The 16,665-nt window shown below is 73.2% G+C and carries 18 protein-coding genes; 6 read left to right on the top strand and 12 right to left on the bottom strand.

All coding sequences use genetic code 11. The features are described from left to right. Nucleotides 1-69: 69 nt before the first annotated feature. The 8 genes from ACA514_RS48065 to ACA514_RS48030 all read right to left on the bottom strand — a co-directional run bounded on the left by ACA514_RS48065 (nucleotide 70) and on the right by ACA514_RS48030 (nucleotide 8,042). Nucleotides 70-1,311 (bottom strand): cytochrome P450, encoded by a 1,242-nt coding sequence (locus ACA514_RS48065; protein ID WP_375048257.1) that lies wholly within the window; start codon nucleotides 1,309-1,311, stop codon nucleotides 70-72. Beyond that, nucleotides 1,308-1,970, bottom strand: coding sequence for an ATP/GTP-binding protein (locus tag ACA514_RS48060; protein WP_375048256.1), 663 nt, complete (start codon nucleotides 1,968-1,970; stop codon nucleotides 1,308-1,310). Before ACA514_RS48060 ends, ACA514_RS48065 begins: the two co-directional genes overlap by 4 nt. Continuing rightward, nucleotides 1,951-2,313: a DUF742 domain-containing protein gene (locus tag ACA514_RS48055; RefSeq protein ID WP_375048255.1), complete on the bottom strand. Its 363-nt coding sequence runs from the start codon at nucleotides 2,311-2,313 to the stop codon at nucleotides 1,951-1,953. The genes ACA514_RS48060 and ACA514_RS48055 overlap by 20 nt, the downstream gene beginning before the upstream one ends. Further along, a complete protein-coding gene (locus ACA514_RS48050) occupies nucleotides 2,310-2,714 on the bottom strand; it encodes a roadblock/LC7 domain-containing protein (RefSeq protein ID WP_344267510.1) in 405 nt (134 codons plus the stop codon). The genes ACA514_RS48055 and ACA514_RS48050 overlap by 4 nt, the downstream gene beginning before the upstream one ends. A gap of 143 nt (nucleotides 2,715-2,857) precedes the next feature. After that, nucleotides 2,858-4,534: a sensor histidine kinase gene (locus ACA514_RS48045; RefSeq protein ID WP_375048254.1), complete on the bottom strand. Its 1,677-nt coding sequence runs from the start codon at nucleotides 4,532-4,534 to the stop codon at nucleotides 2,858-2,860. A 224-nt stretch (nucleotides 4,535-4,758) separates the two neighbouring features. After that, nucleotides 4,759-5,979, bottom strand: a complete 1,221-nt coding sequence (locus ACA514_RS48040) for a cytochrome P450 (protein WP_375048253.1) — start codon at nucleotides 5,977-5,979, stop codon at nucleotides 4,759-4,761. Between the two features lie 367 nt (nucleotides 5,980-6,346). Further along, a complete protein-coding gene (locus tag ACA514_RS48035) occupies nucleotides 6,347-7,597 on the bottom strand; it encodes an MFS transporter (protein WP_375048252.1) in 1,251 nt (416 codons plus the stop codon). Nucleotides 7,598-7,616: 19 nt separating this feature from the next. Next, complete coding sequence (locus ACA514_RS48030) at nucleotides 7,617-8,042, bottom strand: MarR family winged helix-turn-helix transcriptional regulator (RefSeq protein ID WP_375048250.1); 426 nt, start codon at nucleotides 8,040-8,042, stop codon at nucleotides 7,617-7,619. A 119-nt stretch (nucleotides 8,043-8,161) separates the two neighbouring features. Here ACA514_RS48030 and xseA point away from each other — a divergent pair, with 119 nt between their 5' ends. After that, nucleotides 8,162-9,376: an exodeoxyribonuclease VII large subunit gene (xseA, locus tag ACA514_RS48025; RefSeq protein WP_375048249.1), complete on the top strand. Its 1,215-nt coding sequence runs from the start codon at nucleotides 8,162-8,164 to the stop codon at nucleotides 9,374-9,376. Nucleotides 9,377-9,386: 10 nt separating this feature from the next. Beyond that, entirely contained in the window at nucleotides 9,387-9,623 is a 237-nt protein-coding gene (locus ACA514_RS48020) for an exodeoxyribonuclease VII small subunit (RefSeq protein ID WP_375048248.1), read from the top strand. A 42-nt stretch (nucleotides 9,624-9,665) separates the two neighbouring features. Here ACA514_RS48020 and ACA514_RS48015 read toward each other — a convergent pair whose 3' ends face one another. Continuing rightward, nucleotides 9,666-10,478: a DUF4245 domain-containing protein gene (locus ACA514_RS48015; protein WP_375048247.1), complete on the bottom strand. Its 813-nt coding sequence runs from the start codon at nucleotides 10,476-10,478 to the stop codon at nucleotides 9,666-9,668. 20 nt (nucleotides 10,479-10,498) lie between these two features. Next, nucleotides 10,499-11,164, bottom strand: coding sequence for a TetR/AcrR family transcriptional regulator (locus tag ACA514_RS48010; protein WP_375048246.1), 666 nt, complete (start codon nucleotides 11,162-11,164; stop codon nucleotides 10,499-10,501). A gap of 179 nt (nucleotides 11,165-11,343) precedes the next feature. On the opposite strand from ACA514_RS48010, the gene glpX reads away from it, so the two are divergent. Then, nucleotides 11,344-12,378, top strand: coding sequence for a class II fructose-bisphosphatase (glpX, locus tag ACA514_RS48005; protein ID WP_375048245.1), 1,035 nt, complete (start codon nucleotides 11,344-11,346; stop codon nucleotides 12,376-12,378). Between the two features lie 37 nt (nucleotides 12,379-12,415). Here the strand turns inward: glpX and ACA514_RS48000 are convergent, their stop codons facing one another. Both ACA514_RS48000 and ACA514_RS47995 read right to left on the bottom strand, forming a co-directional pair. Then, a complete protein-coding gene (locus ACA514_RS48000; protein WP_375048244.1) occupies nucleotides 12,416-12,823 on the bottom strand; it encodes an ASCH domain-containing protein in 408 nt (135 codons plus the stop codon). A 5-nt stretch (nucleotides 12,824-12,828) separates the two neighbouring features. Further along, entirely contained in the window at nucleotides 12,829-13,428 is a 600-nt protein-coding gene (locus tag ACA514_RS47995; RefSeq protein ID WP_375048243.1) for a DUF1707 domain-containing protein, read from the bottom strand. A gap of 84 nt (nucleotides 13,429-13,512) precedes the next feature. Here ACA514_RS47995 and ACA514_RS47990 point away from each other — a divergent pair, with 84 nt between their 5' ends. From ACA514_RS47990 to ACA514_RS47980, 3 genes are all read left to right on the top strand, one after another. Beyond that, nucleotides 13,513-14,466 carry an ABC transporter ATP-binding protein gene (locus ACA514_RS47990; RefSeq protein WP_375048242.1) on the top strand — a complete coding sequence of 318 codons (954 nt, stop codon included), beginning with the start codon at nucleotides 13,513-13,515 and terminating at the stop codon, nucleotides 14,464-14,466. Continuing rightward, entirely contained in the window at nucleotides 14,463-15,260 is a 798-nt protein-coding gene (locus ACA514_RS47985; RefSeq protein ID WP_375048241.1) for an ABC transporter permease, read from the top strand. Before ACA514_RS47990 ends, ACA514_RS47985 begins: the two co-directional genes overlap by 4 nt. An 83-nt stretch (nucleotides 15,261-15,343) precedes the next feature. Further along, on the top strand, nucleotides 15,344-16,573 hold the full coding sequence (locus ACA514_RS47980) for an MFS transporter (RefSeq protein ID WP_375048239.1): 1,230 nt from the start codon (nucleotides 15,344-15,346) through the stop codon (nucleotides 16,571-16,573). The last annotated feature ends 92 nt before the right edge of the window (nucleotides 16,574-16,665 follow it).

Below are 16,665 nucleotides of genomic sequence, written 5' to 3'. Positions count from 1 at the left end.
CCCCGGAACCTTCCGGGGGCCGCCCGCCGCGGGCCGGACGGCGGCGTCCCGGCGGCGGAGACCGGGTGGTCAGCCGCCCTGGTGGGGCGCCGCGGCCGGGCTGAAGAGGACCGGCAGGGCCGCCAGGCGGCGCACCCAGAACGACGGGAGCCACAGGAGCTCGTCCGGCTTGACCGCGAGCTCGATGTCGGGCAGCCGGTCCAGCAGCACCTCCACCGCCGTCCTGGCGATGATCTCGGCGAGCTCCGGGGCGGGGAAGGGGCAGCCGTGGTCGCCGTGCCCGAACGACAGGTGGGCGCGGTTCCCGGCGCCGGCGCCGTGCGCGGGCGGCTGCACCTGCGGGTCGGCGTTCGCCGCGGCCCACCCGAGGATCAGCATGTCGCCGGGGCGGATCCGGCGCCCGGCCAGCTCGCAGGCGTGCACGGCGAAGCGGCCGATGTTGTTCTGCGACGGCGTGTCCTCCCACAGCACCTGGTTGAGCGCCTGGGAGACGCTGCCGCGGCCGCCCTGGAGCGTCACGGCGAACCGCTCGTCGACCAGCATCAGCCGCAGCGCGTTGCCGATCCAGTGGCCGGTGGGCAGGTGGCCGGCGCTCATCATCGGGATGAGGTCGCTGACCAGCTCGTCGTCGGTGAGGCCCGCCGGGTGCTGCAGCATCCGGGACGTGACGTCCGGGCCGGGACGCGCCCGGCGCGCCTCGGCCAGCCGGCGCATGGTCTCCTGGAGCCGCTGGTACGCCGGGACGGCGTCCTCGTCGGAACCCGCCACGGACGTGACGTCCCGGATCATGTCGGGCGCCTCGGCCGCGGGCACCCCGAAGAGCCCGGCCATCACCAGCGGCGGGAGCCGGTCGGCGAACCGGCTGACCAGGTCGGCCTCGCCGTCCCCGGCGAACTCGTCGATCAGCCGGTCGGCGATCCGCTCGCAGTCGGCGGCCAGCTCGGTGCGGTCGACGGCGTCCAGCGCGTCGCTGATCGCCGTGCTGCGCCGGTGGTGCTCCTCCCCCTCGGCGAGCATCACCGAGGGGTTCCAGCCGACGAACGGCAGCAGCGACCAGTTCTCCGGCACGGCGTCCCAGGCGTTCCAGCGGCGGGTGTCGCGCGCGAACAGCCCCGGGTTGCCGGTGACGTGGTTGACCTCCCGGTACCCGATCACGTACCAGGCGGGGACGTCGCCTTCGAGCAGGACGGGCACGACCGGCCCGTGCTCGCGGCGCATCCGCTCGAAGAAGTCGGCCGGCCGCTGGTCGAACTCCTCCCCGTACAGGCGGACGGCGCCGTCGGCGCGCGGCGGGGCGGTCTCGTCGGTCACTGCGCGGCCTCCTGGAGTGCGGCGGGGTCGTGGAGTGCGGTGAGGTGCCGGACGAGCGTGATCAGCACGTTCTTGGTGGAGTCGCGCAGCCGGGCGTCGCAGTCGACCAGCGGGACGTCCGCGGGGAGCGACAGCGCGTCGCGCACCCGCTCCAGGGAGGGCCGCGCGCCGGGGGCGTCGAACCGGTTGACCGCCACCACGAACGGCATCTTGTGGTGCTCGAGCCGGTCGAGCGGGTAGAAGGACTCCTCCAGGCGGCGGGTGTCCACCAGCACCACCGCGCCGAGGCTGCCGGAGAACAGCTGGTCCCAGACGAACCAGAACCGCTTCTGGCCGGGGGCGCCGAACAGGTAGAGCACGCGGTGGGCGTCCAGCGAGATCCGGCCGAAGTCGAACGCGACCGTGGTGGTGCGCTTGTCGGCGACGCGGCTGGGGTCGTCGATGCCGACGCCGGCCTCCGTCATGACCTCCTCGGTGCTCAGCGGGCGTATCTCGGAGACCGAGCCGACCATGGTGGTCTTCCCGACCCCGAACCCGCCGACGATCACGATCTTCAGCGCGTCCCGCGCGGTGCGGCGCAGCGGCACGTCGTCCGCGGCCCCGGCCGGCGCGCCGCCGGGTCCGTGGTCCGCTGCCTGGTCAGAGGTCTTGGAGTCCAACGAGCACCTGCTTCAGCGTTTCCAGGTCGGCCAGCCGGTTCGTCGCGGTGGCCGAGGTCGGATGGCGGACGGTGATGTGGCCGGCGTCGCGCAGGTCGAGCAGCAGGATCTTCACCACGCTCACCGGCAGCCTCAGATGGGAGGACAGCTCGACCACCGCCATCGGCTCGTGGCGGCACAGCCGCAGGATCGCGACGTGCTCGGACTGCATGCCGGGCGCCGGGTCGTTCTCGGCGCTGACCAGCGTGACGAGGTCGAGGGCGTCGTCGCCCGCGCGGCTGCGGCCACCGGTCACGGTGTAGAGCCGGTCGGGGTCGCCGAGGTCCAGCGGCTGGGGGGTCATCTCGGCGCGGCGGTGCGCGGTGCCGCGGTCAGGTAGCCGCCGATCTGCTCCACCAGCTCGTTCATGCTGTGCCCGACGAGGCCGACGTCGGCGTCCTCGTGGGCGACGACGGCCAGGTGCGCCCCCGCGCCCGCCGGGATGATCAGCAGCAGCCCGCCGGCGAACTCCATCATCGACTGGCCCGCGCCGACGCCGGTGCCGAACTCGTGGGAGGCGGTCAGGGACAGGCTCTGGATGCCCGAGGCGATGGCCGCCAGCTGGTCGGCCCTGTCCTCGTCCAGTCCGGGGGTGTGGCAGATCTTCAGACCGTCCCTGGACAGCACCAACACGTGCTGGATGCCGGGGGCCCGGTCCGCAAGGGACGTCAGAAGCCAATCGAGTTGGCGCTCATCGGTGCTCATCAAGATCACGGAACGGATCCCGCCGCGGCGCCGCGGCGGATCGCGTCCCTGCCTCCTATCTGTGGATCCTGCGGTCCGGACGGGTGTGCCGGGACCGTCCGTCCCGGTGGCCCGTCCGCCGAACGGGCCGCGGGCCATGAGCCCTACTGATCGGGTTCCCGGGCGGGTGCGGTGTCGTCGTGCGCGGTGCCGTCCGCGGGTTCGGACGTGCGGTCGGTCATGGCGTCGTCGGTCGTTCGGTGGCGTCCCGAGGCGGACTCGCGGAAGGCGGCGAACCGCGCCCCCGGGTCGCGGGGCTTGGGCGGCGGGGCCGCGTGCTGCTCGACGGTCCCGGTGAGCGTGGCGCCGCGGCGGCGTTTGGGCAGGTGCTCCCCGTCGGCGGCGCCGGCGTCGGGTGCCTCGGCCAGGGCCACGGCCGCCGCGGCGGCGGGTTCGCGGACCAGGGCGGTGGCGCCCGCGCGCGGGCTTCGGACGGGGTCGGCGGCGAAGGCTTCGCCGCCGGCGCCGGCGGGGTGGCTGACGAGCCGGCGCGGGATCAGCACGACCACGCCGATACCGCCGCGGGAGGACGGCCGGAAGCTGATCCGCAGCCCGTGCTTGCCCGCCAGCCGGCCGACCACCGCCAGCCCCAGCCGGGTCCCGGGCAGGGAGGTCAGGTCGGCGGTCTCCGACACCAGCCGCTCGGCGCGCTCCCGCTCGCGCTGGCGCATGCCCAGGCCGCTGTCCTCGATGGTGACGACGACGCCGGCGTCCTCCTCCTCGGCGTAGACGTGCACGGCGGTGCCGTGCGGGGAGAAGTTGGCGGCGTTGTCCATCAGCTCGGCCAGCGCGTGCATGACGCCCTCGGCGGCGAACCCGGCGACGGCGGCGGTGCTGGTCGAGTGGTACTGGACGCGCTGGTAGGAGGCGATCCGGCCCATCGCGCCGCGGATGACGCTCTCCAGGACGATGGGCTTGGTCCAGCGCCGTCCCGACCGGCCGCCGCTGAGCAGCGCGATGCTGTCGGCCAGGCGCCCCATCTGGGAGACGTGGTGGTCGAGGTCGAGAAGGTCGCCGAAGACCTCGTCCTCGTTGTACTGGTCCTCCAGCTCGCGGAGCTGGGCGAGCATGCGGGTGGTCTGCGCCTGGATCCGCGCCGCGGCGCTCGCGCAGGACGCCATGGCGGCCGCCCTGGTGCGCTCGCCCGCGGCGAGGGCGTCGCCGACGTCGTTCAGGAGCCGTTCCAGTGCCGCGTGGGAGGGCGCCGGGAGCTCGGCGGGCGCGGGCGCCGCCGAGGCGTGGTCGCCGCGGATCCGGTCGATCAGCGCGGGCAGCGTCGCGTCGGCCACCTGCGCGACCTCGTGCTCCAGGGCGGCCAGTTCGGCCCTGGCCTGGACCGCGCCGTGCTCGCTGTGGGCGACGCCTTCCGCCACCACGCGCACCAGCCGTCCCAGCAGGTGGTTCGGGACGGTCCGCAGTTCGGCCAGGATCTCCTCCGGCGCCGCGCCGGCGTGCAGGCGCCCGATCAGCGCGGGCAGGGGCCCGTCGACCAGCTCCTGGAGCCGGCGCTCCAGGAGGCCGCTCTCGCTCTCCACCTGCGCCAGCCGGTCACGGACCTTCCGCGCGTACTCGGCGTAGTAGGCCGCGGCTCCGAGGGCGAGGACGAGGGCGAGCGCCGCGGCGCCGCCGCCCGCCGCGACCAGCGTGCGGGACCGCTGGTCCGCGGCCAGCAGCGCCCCCAGCCAGGCGGCGCCGGCGACGACCGCGACGACCAGCCCGACCCAGAGCGCGCGTTCCAGCGCGGCGCGCTCGATGCGTGCTCGACCGGCTTGAGATGCCATCCATCGTGTCCTTGTGAGCGTTGGTGACCGGCGCGCGGGAATCCGCGGCGCGTCGCACGGGCGGCCATAACGGAATAAGGCGCGATAAGGATGCACCATAACGCTCGTGCGCGCAGGTATTTACCAAAATTGCTAGATACCGGACGCGTCGGCCGGCACGCCCCCTGCCGGGCGCGCCGGCCTGCCGGCCGGCCGGACGAGCCGCCGGATCCCGCGGTGACGCGTCAGGATCGGACGCCGCCCAAGGTGACCGGCAGGGAGAGCGGGCCGACCGTGAAGAACGACGGGGAGTAGGGGATGTCGCCCGGGTCTATGGCCAGGGCGAGCTCCGGCAGGCGCCGGTACAGCGTCGCGAGCGCCAGCCGGCCCTCCAGCCGGGCCAGGGACGCGCCGATGCAGTACCGCGGGCCGTGGCCGAAGGTGAGGCGCCCGTTCTGCTTCCGGGTGATGTCGAACCTGTCCGCGTCCTCGCCGTACTCCGCCGGGTCGAGGCCGCTCGCCTGGTAGACGACGCCGACCGCCCGGCCCTTGGGGATGGGCACCCCGGCGACGGTCACGTCCTCCGCCGTGAAGCGGAAGCTCGTCATCATCACCGAGTGGCGGTAGCGCAGGGTCTCCTCCACCACGTCGGCCCAGCGGTCGCCGGCCTTGGCGAGTTCGAGCTGGCCGGGGTTCTGGGCCAGCGCCACGATGGCGTGGCCGAGCAGGTGGACGGTGGTCTCGTGGCCGGCCACGAGCATCAGCCAGAGCACGCCGACCAGCTCGTCGGTGGTGAGGCTGTCGCCCTCGTCGCGGGCCTGGACGAGGCTGGAGGTGAGGTCGTCGCCGGGCGCCTCCTGCCTGCGCTCCACCAGTTCGTGCAGGTAGGACTGGAGGGCGTTCTGCGTCGCGAACGCCTCGTCCGGCGGGGTGGTGTGCGCCAGCAGCGCGGCGGTCCAGTCGCGCATCCGGGGCCGGTCCTCGGGGGGCACGCCGAACAGCTCGCAGATCACCCACATCGGCAGCGCCTCGGTGAAGGCGGGCACGATGTCCACGCCGTCGCCCGCGGCGACGACGTCGTCGAGCAGGCCGTCCACGATCCGCTGGACGCGCGGCTCCAGCGCCTGCACCCGCGCGGGCGTGAATGCCTTGCCGACCAGGCCGCGCAGCCGCCGGTGGTCGGCGCCGTCCTTGGTGGACAGGTGACCGCCCTGGACGATGGCGCGCAGCGGCCAGTCCTCGGGGATCGATCCGTCGTGCAGGGCGGGCCAGTGCTCCGGGTCCCGCAGGAAGGTCCTGTTGTCGCCGGCGAGGATCTGCCGCACGGCGTCGTGGGTCAGCGCGAGGTAGGCCGGGACGCCGCCGGGGAACTCCACTTCGACCACGGGGGCGATGTCCCGCAACCGGATGCAGGTGTCGAGCGGCGCTTCGTCCGCGGCGGGGAAGGACGGCAGGCTGGTTGTCATCGGTCCCATTTTGTTCTGCGGCGCGGAAGGCCGGTGAGTGACGGACGGGTCCATCACTATCTCGCTTCGATCACCCGTGACAAGATAATCGCGGGAAATAGGGAAATATGACGATTGTGCTGCATTCGTCAATCACCCCGGCGACCTGCGCGAACGCGGCGCATGGGCTCTGCGGCGCCGGCCGGACCCCCTCGGGCCCGGCCGGCGTGGACGGATCCGCCGCTCCCGCCCGTATCGCATGAAGGGCGACGGAAATGGCAGTGGAAATGTTCGCCGCCACGAACGGCGTCCTCTGTTTCCAGACCGTCCGCCCCTGCGGAGCGACCGGGCCGGAACCAGAGGACGGCGGAGGTTCGCGGCCGGTCCGCTAGGCCTTGGCCGGGACGGGGGCGTCCTGGAAGGCGTGGTCGATGTCGACCCGCTCCAGCGGCGCCATGTGGCGGCGGCGCGTCACCAGGATGCCGATCGCGACGGCGCAGCAGGCCGCGCCGACGACGTAGGGCAGGTGCGGGTTGACCTCTTCGGCCAGCTTGGTGGCGAAGTAGGGGGCGAGGGCCCCGCCCATCCAGCGGACGAAGTTGTACCCGGCGGACGCGACGGGCCGCGGGTTGTCGGAGACCTCCATCGCCGCCTCGGTGAACGCGGTGTTGTTCAGCCCGATCGGGATGCCCGACAGGACTGTGCAGACGATGATCCCGTCGTGGCCGAGGAAGGCCAGGCCGAGCTGGAACACCACCAGCAGGGCCAGCCCCAGGTACATGACCCGGACCGTTCCAACGCGGCGCTGCAGCGCCGGTGCGCCGAACACCGAGGCCAGCGCGACCATCACGCCCCAGCCGAAGAACACCAGGCCGATGCCGTGCGCGCTCATCCCGAGCACGAACGGCGTGAAGGCGAGGACGGTGAAGAACGCGTAGTTGTAGAACAGCGCGGTGAACGCGGTGGTGGCGAGCCCGCCGTGCCCGAGGGCGCGGATCGGGGCGCTCAGCCGGGTCTTCTCGGCGGGCTTCGGCGGCGCCTTGAGCAGCGTGGCGATGAGCAGGAAGCCGACCGCCATCAGGACCGCGGTGCCGAAGAACGGGAACCGCCAGTTCAGGTCGCCGAGCAGCGCGCCGACGAGCGGGCCGAGCGAGATGCCGAGGCCGAGGGCGGCCTCGTACAGGACGATGGCCTTCTCTGCGCCGCCGGACGCCGCGCCGACGATGACGGCGAGCGCGGTGGCGACGAACAGCGCGTTGCCGAGCCCCCAGCCGGCCCGGAAGCCGACGAGCTGGCCGACGGTGTCGGACGTCCCGGCGAGCGCGGCGAACGCCACGACGAGGGTGAGCCCGATCATCAGCGTCCTCTTGCCGCCGATCCGGCTGGACACCCAGCCGGTGATCAGCATGGCCACCGCGGTGATCAGGAAGTAGCTGGTGAACAGCAGCGACACCTGGCTCGGCGTCGCCGACAGGTTCTTGGCGATCGCGGGCAGGATCGGATCGACGAGCCCGATGCCCATGAAGGCGACGACGGCGGCGAAGGCGGTGGCCCACACCGACATCGGCTGCCTGAGAATGCCGCCGCCCTTCGTGTTCGACGAAGGCAGCCCCGTGTTCGACGAGGGCCGAGCGTGCATGGAGACCTCCCTCAGAGGGTCAAGGAGCGGCGAAGAGCTTGTCGAGGGCGGGCAGCGCCGCGGCGACGGCCGTGCGCTCCTCGTCCGTCAGCCCCGCGAACCGTTCGGCCAGGAACCCGATCCGCTGCTCGCGCCCGGCGGCCAGCCGCTCGCGGCCGGCCGCGGTGAGCGCGGCGGTGACGACGCGGGCGTCCGAGCCGTCCCGGCCGCGCTCCACCAGGCCGTCGCGTTCCAGCCGGTTGATCTGCGCGGTCATGGTGGGGAGCCGGACGCCGTGCTCGGCGGCCAGCTCGGTCATCCGGCACGGCCCGTGCTCGAGCGAGCCGAGCACCGACAGCTGCTGGCTGGTGATCGCCTGGTCGGCGGTGGCGCGGCGCAGCATCAGCACGATGTGCCGGAGGCTGCGGTTGAGCTGTTCGGCCAGCGCTCGCTCGGAAACGGTCACGGTTGCTCTCCTCGAAATTACTTAGTCAGTCTAAGTTAGTGTGGCTAAGCATCAAAGCCGACCGGCATGTCTCGTCCGTCACACGCGGCCGGGCCCGCCGCGCCCGTAGGCTTCGGGGCATGGCGATGGAGACCACGGCCGAATCCCCCGTGCCGGTGCGGACCGTCCTGCAGGCGGTGGGCGGCTGGATCGGCCGCCTCGGCCGGATCTGGGTCGAGGGCCAGATCACCGACCTCAACGCCCGCGGCGGGACGGTCTACATGACGCTGCGCGACCCCGTCGCGAACATGTCGGTCCGGGTCGTCGGGCCGCGCGGGGTGTTCGAGGCCGCCGGGCCCGCCGTCACCGACGGCGCCCGCGTCGTCGTGCACGCCAAGCCCGACTTCTGGATCAACCGCGGCACGTTCTCGCTCAGCGCCATCGAGGTCCGCCCCGTCGGCGTCGGCGAGCTGCTGGCCCGGCTGGAGCGGCTCAGGCAGGTGCTCGCGTCCGAGGGCCTGTTCCGCCCCGAGCGCAAGCGGCCGCTGCCGTTCCTGCCCGGCAGGATCGGCCTGATCTGCGGCCGCGACTCCGACGCCGAGCACGACGTCCTGGAGAACGCGCGGCGCCGCTGGCCCGCCGTCGCGTTCCGGGTGGAGAACACCGCCGTCCAGGGCTCCCACGCCGTAGGCGAGGTCATGGAGGCGCTGCGCAAGCTCGACGCCGACCCCGAGATCGAGGTCATCGTCATCGCGCGCGGCGGCGGCGCCATGGAGGACCTGCTGCCGTTCTCCGACGAGGCGCTGGTCCGCGCCGTCTCCGCCGCCCGCACCCCGGTCGTCAGCGCGATCGGGCACGAGCAGGACAGCCCGATCCTCGACCTCGTCGCCGACGTCCGCGCCTCCACCCCGACCGACGCGGCGAAGAAGACCGTCCCGGACGTGCGGGAGCAGCTCCAGCTCGTCCGGCAGCTGCGCGACCGGGGCCGGCGCTGCCTGGGGGGCGCGGTGGAACGCGAGCTGCACTGGCTGAAGTCGGTCCGGTCGCGGCCCGCGCTCGCCGACCCCGTACGGGAGATCGAACGGCAGTCCGAGCAGGTCCTCGCCCTGCGCGACCGGGCCCGCCGGTGCCTGTCGGCCGCGCTGGACCGGGCCGGCGACGAGCTGTCGCACACCCGCGCCCGGCTGCTGGCCCTCTCCCCCGCCGCCACGCTCGACCGCGGCTACGCGATCGTCCAGCGCGAGGACGAGGCGGTCGTGCGCGAGCCGTCGGACGTCAAGGACGGCGAGAGCCTGCACGTGCGGCTGGCCGGCGGCCGCCTCACCGCCACCGTCTCCGGCCGCGAGGAGCCCTAGAGTGGGGAAAGTGGCAGAAGAGAACGCGACCGAGAGCAAGCCGTCGTACGAGCAGGCGCGGGACGAGCTGACCGACGTCGTCAAGCGGCTGGAGGCCGGCGGGCTGACGCTGGAGGAGTCCCTCGCCCTCTGGGAGCGCGGCGAGAAGCTCGCCGAGGTCTGCGAGGAGTGGCTCGAAGGCGCGCGCGCGAGACTCGCCGCCGCGATGCAGGGTCCGGAGGACGGCGAGGCCCCGACCCCGTTCTGACCGTAAGGGAACACTCACCTGAGGGTGAGCCCGCGGGCCCGGTCAGGAACCCCGGGTGGCCGGCGCCGACGGCGCCGGGCCCCCGCCCTGCCGGGGCTGCGGCTTCAGCGACGCGGCCAGCACCGCCAGTTCCCCGTAGGACGCGGTACCGGTCACCACGATGCTCATGCCCCCCGGGCCCGGCCGCGCCAGCGAGTTCGCCTTCTTGTCGTTGCGGTGGTACTTCGCCCACGACTCGCCGCCGACCTGCATCGTGCCGATCGGCTTGCTGCTGTTGGTCATCCGCGGGACGTACGCGTCCGCCTTCTCGTTGCTCTCCTCGAGCGCCGCGTACTCGCCGTCCGGCGTGACGAAGCCCAGGTGCCACGCGACCGGCTGCTTGCCGCCGGCGTCCAGGCCGTGCAGCCGCGAGCTGGTGGGACGCCAGCGCGGCGGCAGCCCCTCCGGCGCGTACACGGTGAACGGCGCGTCGCTGCGCAGCGCCCACAGTTGCGAGGCGTAGTCGACGGTGGGCAGCACTTCCTTGTTGTCCCGCGGCGTGATCACGAAGATCGCCAGCACCAGCAGCAGGCACGCGCCCATCGCCATCGTGAACCCGCCGAGCCCGGTCGTCAGCCGCTTGTACACCGCCGGACTGACCTTGACCACACCGCGCTCACCGGCGGGCGCCGCGGCCCCCTCGCCCTCGGCCCTCTCAGGCCCGTCGGCGGTCTCCGCCTGGGCCTCGCCGGCTCCGGCGTCCGCGCGCGGCTCCTCCCGCGCGCCGGACGGCCCTGGCTCGGCGGTGGCGGGCTGCTCGGGCCCGGAGGCGGTGTCGGCGGCCTCCGGAGCGGGTGCGGGGCTCTTGTCGGTCACCCCTCCAGGATCCCGCACGGTCAGCGCTGCTCGGTACGGGGGTTCCTGATCGTTCCGACGATGCCCATCATCTCGTCCGCCAGGGGGCGCGCGGCGCCCTCGTCGTCCATCAGGGAGATCTCCGACACGGCGCCCGCCATCGCGCCCGTCAGCACCACGACCAGCGCCTCGTCCACGCCGCCGTCGGCGGTGTGGAACAGCGCGGCGTTGCGGCGCGCCCACTTGTTGAGGCGCTGCCGCATCACCCGGTCGAACCCGGGCGGGCCGTCGCCGGAGATGAACAGCCGCGCGACGTCCCGCTCCCGCAGGCACCCGTCCAGATAGGCGCCGGCGCCCGCGACGAACTGCCGCATCGGGTCGCCCTCGCCCGCGTCCCGCACCGCGTTGATCGCCTTGCGGGTGCGCTCCTGCTGGCGGCCCTGGAACTCCTCGAACAGCGTCAGGTACAGGTCGGCCTTGCCGTTGAAGTGGTGGTACAGGCTGCCGACGCTGGCGCCCGCCTTGGCGACGATGTCGGTCACCGCGGCCTGCGCGAAGCCCGCCTCGCAGAAGACGTCCCGGGCCGCCGACAGCAGGGCGCTGCGCGTGGCGGCCCCGCGGTCGGAGGTCCGGGCGGGCGCCTCCGCTGCCCCGGCGGCCCCGTCCTTGGCCGCCCCGTCGGACGAGACGTCGATGTCGCTGCTCATGAGCCATGAGATTACGCCCTCTTCCCACGGGGAAACGATCCCTTGCCCGCGCGACGGTCAAAACGGCCCGGCCGCGGGCGGGACTCCCCGGCGCACCGGGCTGGTCTGGTCCAATTTGTGGCCCGGCGTCCGGTCCCCGGAGAATCCGAGTCACCATCGATCGAAGGGGCCGCCCCGTCATGTCCGAAGAGACCACCGTTTCCTCCCCGCTGACCACCGAGCCCTCGGCGCCGGACCGCAACCTGGCGATGGAGCTGGTCCGGGTCACCGAGGCCGCCGCCATGGCCGCGGCGCGCTGGGTCGGCCGCGGGGACAAGAACGGCGCCGACGGAGCCGCCGTCAACGCGATGCGGCAGCTGATCAACACCGTCTCGATGCGCGGCGTCGTCGTCATCGGCGAGGGCGAGAAGGACAACGCCCCGATGCTCTACAACGGCGAGGAGGTCGGCGACGGCTCCGGCGCCGAGTGCGACGTCGCCGTCGACCCGGTGGACGGCACCCGGCTCACCGCCCTCGGCATGAACAACGCCATCGCCGTGCTGTCGGTGGCGCCGCGCGGCTCGATGTTCGACCCGTCGGCGGTCTTCTACATGGAGAAGCTCGTCACCGGCCCCGAGGCCGCCGACGTCGTCGACATCGAGCGCCCCATCGCCGACAACATCCGCGCGATCGCCCGCGCCAAGGGCTCGTCCGCCAACGACGTGACCGTCTGCATCCTCGACCGCCCCCGCCACGAGGGGATCGTGAAGGAGGTCCGCGAGGCGGGCGCCCGGATCAAGTTCATCCTGGACGGCGACGTCGCCGGCGCGATCATGGCGTCCCGTCCCGGCACCGGCGTCGACCTGCTGCTCGGCATCGGCGGCACCCCGGAGGGCATCATCGCCGCCTGCGCGATCAAGGCCCTCGGCGGCGTCATCCAGGGGCGGCTCTGGCCGCAGGACGACGCGGAGAAGCGGAAGGCGGTCGACGCGGGCCACGACCTCGGCCGCGTCCTCACCACCGACGACCTCGTCACCTCCGACGACGTCTTCTTCGCCGCGACGGGCATCACCGACGGCGAACTCGTCGACGGCGTCCGCTACAGCAAGGGCACCGCCGTCACGCACTCCCTGGTCATGCGCTCCCGCAGCGGGACCATCCGCACCGTCTCCAGCGAGCACAAGCTCAGCAAGCTCCGCGCCTACAGCGCCATCAACTTCGACACCGCGGTCTAGGAGGCTGCTCGGCGGGCGTCCCCGGCGGACGGCGCCGTCAGGGGGCCAGGCGGCGGAAGCGCTGGGCCACCACGAGGGTGTCGTCGGTGATGTCGGGCTCGCGGCCGAGGAACGCGGCCACGCCCTCGCCGCGGAAGAAGCGCTCGTGGTCGGCGCGCCATTCGGCGGCGCCCGCGTAGCCGCGGCCCTCGGCGCGGGCGTAGGCGTCGTCGATCTCCTTGATCGGGACGACGCGCACCTCGGTGAGTTCGATCGCGGCGGCGGGACGGCCGCCGGAGTCGAGGACGGCGAACCTGTCGCCCCGTCCGGGGACGGGTTCGCCGGCCTTCTCGTGGATCTCGAGGAGACCGGTGAAGGCCGTCTTCTCGCCGGTCAGGATCGCGGCCACGCCGCGGTCGCGTTCGGGTCCGGGGAAGGCGAGTTCGAGGGGCGGGAGATCGTCCATGGCGGCTAGCGTCCCAGCCGGCCCCGGACGCGTTGGCGGAGGGTCCGTTTGGGGGCCCTGGCCTTCACCGAGCCGAGGACGAGGGTGCCCGCGACCTCGATGGTGGGGCCCTCGGCGGCGGGACGGGTGCGCAGCTCGCGGGTGCTGAGGATGGTGCGGCCCGTGATGTCGACGCGGACGCCCTCGGGGACGAGGAGGCGGACGCGGCCCGCGAGGACCAGCGAGTCGAGGACGATGTGGCGGCGCTGCAGGACGGCCTCGCGCAGGTCGAGCTCGACGGTGCCGAAGAGGGCGAGCAGCGGCAGCTTCACGGGGACGACCCAGCGGCCGTCGCGGCGGACGCGGCCGAAGAAGACCGAGACCGGGCGGTCGTCCACGAGGATGGGCTGGGCCTCCTCGGGGCTGAGGTCCAGGGTGAGGCCGGTGAGCTCGCCGAGGGTGCGGGCGGCGAAGACGCGGGTCGTGCGGTCGGCGTGCTCCTGCATGGTCAGCCGGCCGTCCGCGAGGGCCTCGCCCAGCACCTCCGCGACGCGCTCCCGGTCGGCGTCGGAGGCGCGCAGGTCGCTCACGCGGGTCGCCTGTCCGGGGCGGCGGGGGATGTCCACGTTCTCGAGGGTAGCGGGCGCGCGGCGGGGTGCCCGGAGAAAAATCGGTGGGGTTCCGCCGGGCCCGGTACGTAGGGTGATCGCATGACGGTGCAACGTGCGCAGCCCGCGGCCGGGGAGGGCGAGGCCGGGGCGGCGGCGATCAGCATGCGGGGGGTGGTCAAGCGGTTCGGCGGGTTCACCGCGGTGGACGGGCTCGACCTGGAGGTCCCCGCCGGGAGCTGCCTCGGGCTGCTCGGGCCGAACGGCGCCGGGAAGTCGACGACCATGAAGATGCTGACCGCGCAGGCGCTCGCGGACGAGGGCAGCATCCGGGTGCTGGGGTTCGAGGTGCCCGCGCAGTCCAAGCGGGCGCGGGCGGCGATGGGCGTGGTGCCGCAGCAGGACAACCTCGACGAGGAGCTGACCGCCCGCGAGAACCTGGAGGTGTTCGCGCACCTGTACCGGGTGCCGCGGCGCGAGCGGGCCGGGGCGGTCGACGACGCGCTGGCGCTCGCGCACCTGACCGAGCGGCAGCGCACGAAGGTGGACGACCTGTCGGGCGGGATGCGGCGGCGGCTGCTGATCGCGCGGGGGCTGGTGCACCGTCCGGCGCTGGTGCTGCTGGACGAGCCGACGGTGGGCCTCGACCCGCAGGTGCGGGCGGAGCTGTGGGGGCTGATCGACGGGCTGCGGTCGCGCGGGACGACGGTGCTGATGTCGACGCACTACATCGAGGAGGCCGAGCGGCTCGCCGACGCGTGCGCGCTGATGTCGCACGGCCGGGTGATCGCGCGCGGGGCGCCGGCGGAGCTGGTCGCCGAGTACGCGGGCGAGCTGGTGGTGGAGCACTACGGGCCGCCGGACCGGCTCACGGAGGTGGAGCGGGCCGCGCGGGGCGCGGGGCTGCCGACCCGCCGGACGGGCCCGTCGGTGTCGGTGCTGAAGGCGGAGACGATCCCGCCGTCGCTGGAGGACGAGCTGGGCCCGGACGGGGTCCGGCGGGCGTCCAGTCTGGAGGACGTGTTCGTGGTGCTGACCGGGGAGCGGGTGGAATGACCGTCCAGGCGGAGCGCGCGCCGCGGCTGCGGCGGTTCGAGGTGGCGCCGCTGCGGGGGATCTGGCGGCACGAGCTGGCGCTGTACAAGCGGTACTGGATGACGCAGTCGTTCGCGTCGATGGTGGAGCCGACGTTCTACCTGCTGGCGTTCGGCTACGGGTTCGGGTCGATGGTCGCGATGGTCGGGCACTACCGGTACCTGGACTTCGTCGCGACGGGCGTGGTGGGGACGGCGGCGCTGTTCACCTCGGTGTTCCCGGGGATGTTCAACAGCTACATCCGGCGGTCCTTCCAGCACACCTACGACGCGATCCTGGCGGCGCCGGTGGACGTCCACGAGCTGGTGACGGCGGAGGCGCTGTGGATCGCGGCGAAGTCGTCGGTGTACTCGTGCACGCCGCTCGTGGTGGCGCTGTTCTTCGGGCTGGACCCCTCGTTCGGGATGCTGCTGGTGCCGTTCCTGGTGTTCTTCCTGGCGCTCGGGTTCGGGCTGTTCGGGATGTGGACGTCGTCGGTGGTGCCGTCGATCAACTCCTTCGACTACGTGATCACCGGCGTGGTGACGCCGCTGTTCCTGGTCGCCGGGACGTTCTTCCCAATCGACGCGCTGCCGGACTGGGCGCGGTACGCGGCGCGGCTGAACCCGCTGTACCACTGCGTGCAGCTGGTGCGGGACGCGGTGTTCGGGCTGCGGCCGCTCGCCGACCTCGGGCATCTGGGGGCGCTGGTGCTGTTCGCGGGCCTGATGTGGATACTGGCCGTCCGGGGTATGCGCAGGCGGCTCATCGGCTGAGCCGGACCATTGACCCGGCGCGTACCCTGTCCCTACGCTGACGCGAATCTTCTTCACGTTCGCTGCCAGAGAGGTCGGGCCGCATGAGCGAGCGCATCACCGAGCGGGACCGCCGGGCGCGGATCTCCGCCTATGCCGCTTTCGCCGTCCAGGGGCTGTGCTTCGCCTCTCTGGTGACGCAGGTGCCGCAGATGCAGAAGGCGCACCACCTCAGCGACGCCACGCTGTCACTGGTCCTGCTGATGGTGCCGCTGGTCGCCGGCGCCGGCAGCGTCGTGTCCGGCGCGCTGTTCAAGCGCCTCGGCAGCGGGCCCGTGCTGCGGGTCGCCCAGCCCGCCGTGGCCGTCACCATCGTGCTGATCGGCGCCACCGGCGACAACGACCTCGCCCTGTACGGGGCGGTCGCACTGTTCGGGCTGTTCGTCGGAGCGGTCGACGCCTCGATGAACGCGCAGGCGATCGCGGTGGAGCGCCGCTACGGGATGAGCCTGATCACCGGCTTCTACGCGGTGTGGAGCGTCGCCGGCATCCTCGGCGGCCTGTGGGCGTCGGCGACCAACAAGCTGGACCTCTCGCTCCTCACCGGCTTCGGGATCGCCGCCGCCATCGGCGTCGTCGCCTCCCTCGCCACCGGGCCCCGGCTCTACCGGCGCGAGGAGGAGGGCGACGGGCCGTCCGCCGAGGAGCTGAAGGCCGCCGGGCGCAGCGTCCCGTGGCGGCCGATCCTGATCGTCGGCGCCGCGATGGCCGTCGCCTACCTGGCCGACTCCGCGATCTCCAGTTACGGCGCCAAGTACCTGGACGACGAGCTGTCGGCCAGCGACTGGGTCGCGCCGCTCGGCTACGTCGCCTACCAGATCACCATGGTGATCAGCCGCGCGGTCGCCGACCTCGGCGTCCGCCGCTCCGGCCCCGTCCAGGTGGTGCGGCTGGGCGGGCTGATCGGCATCGTCGGCATGGCCGGCGTGGTGGCGGCGCCGAACGCGGCCGTCGCCATCGCCGCGTTCGCGCTCGCCGGGCTCGGCCTCAGCGTGATCGCGCCGGTGTCGTTCTCCGCCGCCGGACGCGTCGACCCGACCGGCCTCGGCGTCGCCGTGGCCCGCGTCAACATCTTCAACTACGTCGGCTTCGTGCTCGGCGCCGCCGTCGTCGGCGCGATCGCCCCGGTCAGCCACTCCCACGGCCTGCGGCTGGCGTTCATCGTCCCGACCGTGCTGATCGTGGTCGTCTTCATCACCGCCAAGGGCTTCGCCCCCAAGCCGGTAGAGGGCGCCGACCCCGCCACCCCCGCCATGGAACGCCCCATGGCGTAATCGTCCAGGGGGGGCGACCCCCTGGAACCCCCGTCACGACGGACAAGGCGTTTCACGCTCCGCTGGAGCTCCGCGTGAAACGCCTTGTCCGT

Origin of the sequence: Actinomadura sp. NTSP31, assembly GCF_041951385.1 — a bacterium.
In the GTDB taxonomy this organism is placed as follows: Bacteria; Actinomycetota; Actinomycetes; order Streptosporangiales; family Streptosporangiaceae; genus Spirillospora; species Spirillospora napierensis.
The sequence above is the reverse complement of the archived record's forward strand: the minus strand, read 5'-3'. Positions and strand labels throughout refer to the sequence as shown.